The sequence below is a fragment of the Candidatus Methanoperedens nitratireducens genome, assembly GCF_900196725.1.
Classification (GTDB): Archaea; Halobacteriota; Methanosarcinia; order Methanosarcinales; family Methanoperedenaceae; genus Methanoperedens; species Methanoperedens nitroreducens_A.
The window spans coordinates 1-6,373 of the sequence record NZ_FZMP01000025.1 but is presented as its reverse complement, the minus strand read 5'-3'; the positions used below and the strand labels follow the sequence as shown (position 1 = coordinate 6,373).

At 36.8% G+C, this 6,373-nt stretch carries 8 protein-coding genes; 5 read left to right on the top strand and 3 right to left on the bottom strand.

Going from position 1 to position 6,373, the window contains the following annotated elements:
• Positions 1-606, top strand: a 606-nt coding sequence (locus tag MNV_RS02895) for a dCTP deaminase (RefSeq protein WP_218837871.1), incomplete at its 5' end; no start/stop codon positions are given.
• A 14-nt stretch (positions 607-620) separates the two neighbouring features.
• Complete coding sequence (locus MNV_RS02890; RefSeq protein ID WP_096203878.1) at positions 621-1,715, top strand: radical SAM/SPASM domain-containing protein; 1,095 nt, start codon at positions 621-623, stop codon at positions 1,713-1,715.
• A 207-nt stretch (positions 1,716-1,922) separates the two neighbouring features.
• On the opposite strand, the gene MNV_RS02885 is transcribed toward MNV_RS02890, so the two are convergent.
• From MNV_RS02885 to MNV_RS20955, 3 genes are all read right to left on the bottom strand, one after another.
• Entirely contained in the window at positions 1,923-3,368 is a 1,446-nt protein-coding gene (locus MNV_RS02885; protein WP_096203877.1) for a PDDEXK family nuclease, read from the bottom strand.
• A 553-nt stretch (positions 3,369-3,921) separates the two neighbouring features.
• On the bottom strand, positions 3,922-4,065 hold the full coding sequence (locus MNV_RS19290; RefSeq protein WP_179293766.1) for a hypothetical protein: 144 nt from the start codon (positions 4,063-4,065) through the stop codon (positions 3,922-3,924).
• Between the two features lies 1 nt (position 4,066).
• Entirely contained in the window at positions 4,067-4,837 is a 771-nt protein-coding gene (locus MNV_RS20955) for an ATP-binding cassette domain-containing protein (protein ID WP_306453614.1), read from the bottom strand.
• Between MNV_RS20955 and MNV_RS02870 the strand changes: the two genes are divergently transcribed.
• From MNV_RS02870 to MNV_RS02860, 3 genes are all read left to right on the top strand, one after another.
• Complete coding sequence (locus tag MNV_RS02870) at positions 4,770-4,988, top strand: LbetaH domain-containing protein (RefSeq protein WP_179293765.1); 219 nt, start codon at positions 4,770-4,772, stop codon at positions 4,986-4,988. The two genes, MNV_RS20955 and MNV_RS02870, sit on opposite strands and share 68 nt — an antisense overlap.
• A 62-nt stretch (positions 4,989-5,050) precedes the next feature.
• On the top strand, positions 5,051-6,151 hold the full coding sequence (locus MNV_RS02865; RefSeq protein WP_096203875.1) for an AI-2E family transporter: 1,101 nt from the start codon (positions 5,051-5,053) through the stop codon (positions 6,149-6,151).
• 26 nt (positions 6,152-6,177) lie between these two features.
• Positions 6,178-6,373, top strand: a 196-nt coding sequence (locus MNV_RS02860; protein ID WP_143311602.1) for a hypothetical protein, incomplete at its 3' end; no start/stop codon positions are given.

The window sequence follows — 6,373 nt, the reverse complement described above, 5'->3', positions numbered from 1 at the left end:
AAAAACTGGTGCCAAGAAATGTCAGATAATAATAAATTGCCAATTTTATATAATTTATTGGACATTAAAGGATTTCGACCTGCTAATTACGATTTAAGACTTGGTAATGAATTCTTTGTCAGCAGAGAAAAATATCCAAAACGATTATCAGAAACAGATGCTTATATTGTTATAGAGCCTGGAGATTTTGCTATTTTAACAACTTATGAGTATATTTATGTCCCCGATGATTTGTTAGGATTAATATCTTTAAGGAATAGCTATAAAAAATATGGACTTATCAATATCTCTGGATTCCACGTTGACCCAGGATATTATGGTAAGTTAATGTTTTCAGTTTATAATGCTGGACCTGAAAAAGTTATATTAAAGTACAAAGAACCTGTTTTTATGATAATGTACGATAAATTAAAAGAACCGGTATTAAAAGGATATGGAAAAGAAGGGTTTGAAAATATCACAGTCGATTTAGTATCTGGATTAATTGGATATAGCGTTTCTCCAGTCCGCTTAAAAGCAAGAATAGATAGATTAGAGATGCAACTTAAAATAATAATGGCTATTGCAATTGCAGTGGTAGTAGCTAAAATTACGGGAGTAATATAAGAGGGTGAATTTAAATGGTACAAAATGCTCTAAAAGAACTTTGCTTAGAAATCATAAGCTCCTGCTCTATGCAATGTATTCATTGTTCAAATGATAATACTCTTCAAAAGAGATTGGAATTTTATGAAATAAAATCAATAATTAGTGATTTCAGCGATTTAGGGGGTAAAATTTTAGAAATATCTGGGGGTGAACCATTGGAACACACCGATATATTAAAAATTATCAGGTACGCCAAAACAAAAGGGCTTGAAGTTCGATTATATACATCAGGTTTGGTCTCTAGGGATGGTGAATTTGGTTCTATAACTAATAAGTTATCAAACGATTTGAAGGAGTCATACTTGGATAAAATCATATTCAATATTGAAGGATCAAAATCAACAACTCACGAATTAATTACTAGACAGAAGGGCAGTTATAATAAAGCAATAGAAAGTATCTCAACAGTAATATCGTCAGGACTTTGGGCAGGTATTCATTTTGTGCCCACCAAGCTAAATTTCAGAGAGATAGGACAGGCCATTGAAATTAGTAATACATTAGGTGTTTCTGAATTTGCGATTCTGAGGTTCGTACCTCAAGGTAGAGGACTCATAAATCGTGAAAAACTTGAACTATCTCATCAGGAGTGTGAAGAACTATTTTATGCTTTAAATAAAATAAAACAACAATCGAGAATTCGAATAGGCCACCCTTTCAATTGTTTTATCAGTGATTCTGAAAGTTCTGAATGCATAGCCGGAAAGTCTCTATGTTTAATCAGACCTAATGGAGATGTTGTACCTTGTCCTGCCTTCAAGCAGAACGTGGATCATGTGGCAGGAAGTATAAAAGATAACTCTTTGATAGATATTTGGTTTAACTCAGGGATTTTACAAAAATTTAGAACATTTAAGTACGAAAATATAACTGGTTGCAGAAAATGCCTTTTATTACCTAAATGCCAAGGTGGTTGTACTGCACAGCGTATTTTAACATGGGGCGATTTTTCCAGAGGTAACGATCCTTTGTGTCTGAGAAGCTCTTCAGAGTCCCTTTCAAATTATTGCACATTTAAACATTGTACCAAGGTATTATGCCCATCAAATACAGCAGTCCAAGAATGATTATAATCAAGCCGCCAATAACCAAGGTATAAGCAGACTTCATCGTGCTAAGGGTTAAGTTTGTATCGCCTTTAATGCTTGCTTTTAGCTCAAAGTATAAAGTGCTGTGACCCAACACTACTAAAATTACGCCTAATAATGCTGCACCAGATCCGATATAGAAGTCCATTCCTTTCAGTAATCACCTATTAATATTAATTAGAGTGATCATGATACAAACCAAGATAAATCTTTCTTAACAGGTTCATCTTGTAATGTTTTTAAAAAATACCCGCAATACCCTGCAAGCTTGCATTCATCGCACATGATTTTTTTGTCACAATATCTTTTTCGAACATACCATAGCACATGGCTAATTATCGCGCGGTTACCACCAAGATATTCTTCTGCAAATCTACCTAAATCGGAATAATATGTACTTTCATTCTCGATTAGTCCAAGACGCATTTTACTTGCAAACCTAATGTTGAATTTGCACATTTCCAAAAGTTTATCGTCTGTTAGCGGTAGATTCCATGAACCTTTCAAAACCATACCTCTAATGAATTGGCTGGAAATTCTTGGACCTACTCCATATATACTCTCCTCTAAGTCTTTTCGTAGAGTTTTATAAGCAGTATATGGATCTCCATTTGAATTATCGATATGATGCGCGTAAAGTCTTTCAAAATCGTAATCATATTTGCTGATGAACTTAGCTGCCTCGACTATACTTCTTGGAAATGCTAAGTCTCCCATCGTACTATCCCGCATAAGTGGGAATCTTGAGTTCTCCAAAATCGAAGCAATTCTGTTTATTGCAGTTTTTTCATCTTTTTCTCCAATCAATTTTATAATTTTATATGGATTGAATAAATCTTTCTTTTCTAGTGCTTCTTTGGCTTTAACAAAATTAGCAGCGTTACTTCGTCTATCCATTACACTATAAAATAGCCAGAACCATTTATCATAATTATCTACTAACCTTCCATCACTATTTGTATTAACTTCATGAGCCCTAATTGGTGCATTTTTACTGATCTCTGTAAAGATTTCACCTATCCTCTTTTTGGCTAATTCGTCATGTATACCATCATTTTTAAGCTTTTTTATGCTTTCAATCTCATTAATTATCTCTTTATTCTTAGAAGATTCATTGGTAAATTTAAGGTTTGAAAAATTTGAATTACGTTTTCTCAAAATTTTCATAAATTTATTATCTATTTTTAAATCACTTTTAATATGATCTGGAAGAATATTAGATTTAACTTTTGGTTTATTTTTTGGAGTGGAACAAATAATCTCGTTTTCATCTAGTTTTTTAGTAAAAATCCCTAGATTATTACAGAGACTGAGCACTTCCTCAGAAAAGCCCATAGGCGAAACGAGGCTACAAACGATTTTTTCTTTTGGAACCCCGAGTTCTGATGATAATTCTTTTTTATATTCTAAGACCTGATCAAATATGATTGCAGGCTCATCAATATAAATACACTTAACTTCCACAATAACTAACTTATCATCGCTTTTAAAAAGTATATCGATATATCTTCCCGTATTTTTCAAATATTTTTGGTTTTCAATAAATGAAAGTTTTTCAAGTCTACCAGAAATCTCGACGAGAGCAGGATTCCAAACAATTGCATTTTCTATCTCCCATTCGGGTATATACATTGAGACCTCATTTCTTAATAGCGCCAATTTCTCTCAGTTTTTCCAGATTTGCGCTTGCAATATTTTGTTCTATCCATCTTATAACAAGATTTCTTATCACTTCTGGACGGCTATTGCCATAAAAAGGTTGCAGGGAATCAATAATGTCCAGATGTACCTCATCCAACCTTATGCTTATTTGATTTTTGGGTGCCATTGAATCCTAAATCAACCTTATTTCAACTCTATTTCAATCTAATGAACTTAATGAACCATAAAAATTTCGGTATAATAAGTAAAAAGTTCTAGAGTATGGATATAATCCCCTCCCAAGGCAAGTATAAAAATCAAAGATTATAAATTTCTTGAAATTAGAAATAAAACTCGATTTTACATTTATTTTAAAATATAATGTCAAATAAACCGTATATTAACGAAATAAAATTAAATATAACTACATTATATATAAAGAGCCGCGCAGCGTAATAACACTAATTCAAAGAAATAACAAATTTACGGGAAATAATGAAGGGTACTTGATGGTTTCCGGGCAGCATACTGACTATGAGAGGGATTAACCAGCTTCTGCTGAAGCAGCTTCTATTAAAGCTTCCTTTTTACCAATCCTTGATAAAACAGCAGCCGTATCCCCGATTTCCACAATCCTACCAAGGTGCATCAGCGCTACCCTGTCGCATACCTGTGCAACAAAGTCCATATCATGCGATACTATAATGAAGGTCTCTCCAAGCTCTTTTCTGGCACGGAGAATGGATTTTGCAACTTCTGTCTGCAGCTCTGTGTTTTTCCCCCACGCTCAGTTCATCAGGCATCCTGGTAAGGATTTCGTTTGCCTTCTTTTCTGTAAAACCTACAGCCATCAATGTCTGGATCGCTTTTCTCCTGCCAAGCCCGGGAGGTAATTCAAGACTGATGGATTCTGTCAGGTTATCAAGCACGGTACTGTGAGGATAGAGACTGTACTCCTGGTGGAGCACACCAATATACCTGGTAGCTCTTTCCTTCTTATCAGCACCCAGTTGTGTCATATCAATCCAAGTGATAATAAGCGACATCCTGTAATTACGGGTTGCACCTAAGATAACTTCGTGAACAACCTCAGCGGTCTGAGGATCAAGAGTTCCGGTGGGTTCATCCGCTAATAACAGAATTGGGTCTTTCACAAGCTGCCTTGCAAGTACAACGCGCTGCTTCTCGCCACCGGAAAGCTCTCTAGCGATATGCACTATCCTGCATTTACTGCCTGATATTACGCTGGTTAAAAAGCCACCTGGAGGGATGCCCAGGGTAAGCGATACGGCGTATGTATCAGAATCGGCAGTGGCTGCAATATACAGGACAATGTAGTAATGTTCAGCGGTAAACGCAGGTAAAAATACTTCGCTGGCGCACGGCTGTATCGTGCACGGACCATGTACTTTGGGCGATAACTGCTTTATTGGGTTCAGCTCGGTGGTTTTTAACGCCACGCTGGGAGATGATTGCGTTATTCTTCACATGGTGCTGGTAAAGGATGTCAAAATCCCGCCTCTCCGCCTGATAGGGGATGGGGCTGTTGTGAATAAACAGGGCATCGCTGACCGCCTCGGTGAAGTTACAGTGGGAGATTCTGATTTTTAAGATCGGCTCCTCTTGTACCCGCCAAAGTATAAATCTATCCTTGTACAATAAATCGGTGACATATGCCGGAATATCAAAAAATTTCTAATGGCGCCAGCTCCCATCCGTTTATTTTCCTTGCTGCCGTTGTCGTTGTCGGGATATTGATATACCCGTTTATAACCCCTCTCATACTTTCAATAATAACTGCCTATGTCTTCATGCCGGTAGTTGAATGGCTTAAAGTTCGCACGCGTTCCTATCATATGGCTCTCAGTATTCTGGTAATCATAATCGGACTTCCGATAATATTTGCTGTTTCGTACTTATCGTCAAATATCGCGCTGTTTTTACAGGATATAACGGGGTTCGGATACCAACTAAATGCCGTCATTAAGGCTATCTCAGATGCCATTGCAGAAGCGGGACTTGGAGCTTACGCAGAGTATTTTCTCAGCGCCCAGGATATAACCTCCAGAACTACAGAATTTACAATCGGCCTTGCTATGGATTTTGTCGCAAGTATTCCTTTTTTTCTTCTCAGCTTTGTAATTTATTTATATGCAACATATCATTTCATGCATAACTGGCACAAAATTATAGACCACGTTAAAGCTTATGCAGCATCCCTTTCGCCGGAGGATGAACACTTTTTATCAAGCATTCAAAGAGGGCTCAAAATGAGCTTTGACGTGCTTTTCTTATCCTACATAACTATGTCTGTTATAGTGACCGCAGTCTCTTTTATCGTATATTCTATTTTTGGAGCACCTTATGCACTTCTTCTCTCCATCCTTACCGGATTATTCAGCTTCCTTCCGATTCTTGGGGTGTGGATGGTCTATGTCCCGGTTTCGGCGTATATGTACTATACAGGAAATATCTTTGCAGCCGCAGGCATCATGATTTTTGGCGTGGCCATACTTACACTATTTATGCCGTTTATTTTACAGCCGTATCTTGGCGCTAAGACATCAGGAGTAAACGCACTTACAATACTTCTTGGCTTTTTTTCAGGTCCTATTATTTTTGGCGCAAAAGGATTGCTTCTCGGTCCGATATTATTTGTTATTACGCAGACCGTTATCGTAGAATATACGCGTTACAGGATTTCAAGCCATGAAAGCGCTATCCCCGGGGAGCAGCCGCATGATGTAGTTCTCAATAGAATTACAAAAGATTAATAGTCAACAGGTATATTTTTAGAATGATGGAGACAGACGGAATAGTTAAACCGAAACAAGAAAGAATAATTGAAGGACTAAACGAGATTACTGTCAAAGAATTTGGAGCTTCATGCTTTGTCAATTCGATATCTTCAACCATTGTTGGATTGTTGAAGAAATATTATCCCAATGTTTGGAAGGAGATACTTGTTTTTTCAACAATGAGGCTCTTCCACTCAT

What these genes read in the sequence shown, in the direction of transcription:
- MNV_RS19290 (WP_179293766.1), bottom strand. Translation starts at nt 4,065, where the DNA reads ATGGACTTTGTTGCACAGGTATGCGACAGGGTAGCGCTGATGCACCTT.
- MNV_RS02890 (WP_096203878.1), top strand. Translation starts at nt 621, where the DNA reads ATGGTACAAAATGCTCTAAAAGAACTTTGCTTAGAAATCATAAGCTCC.
- MNV_RS02865 (WP_096203875.1), top strand. Translation starts at nt 5,051, where the DNA reads ATGCCGGAATATCAAAAAATTTCTAATGGCGCCAGCTCCCATCCGTTT.
- MNV_RS02885 (WP_096203877.1), bottom strand. Translation starts at nt 3,368, where the DNA reads ATGTATATACCCGAATGGGAGATAGAAAATGCAATTGTTTGGAATCCT.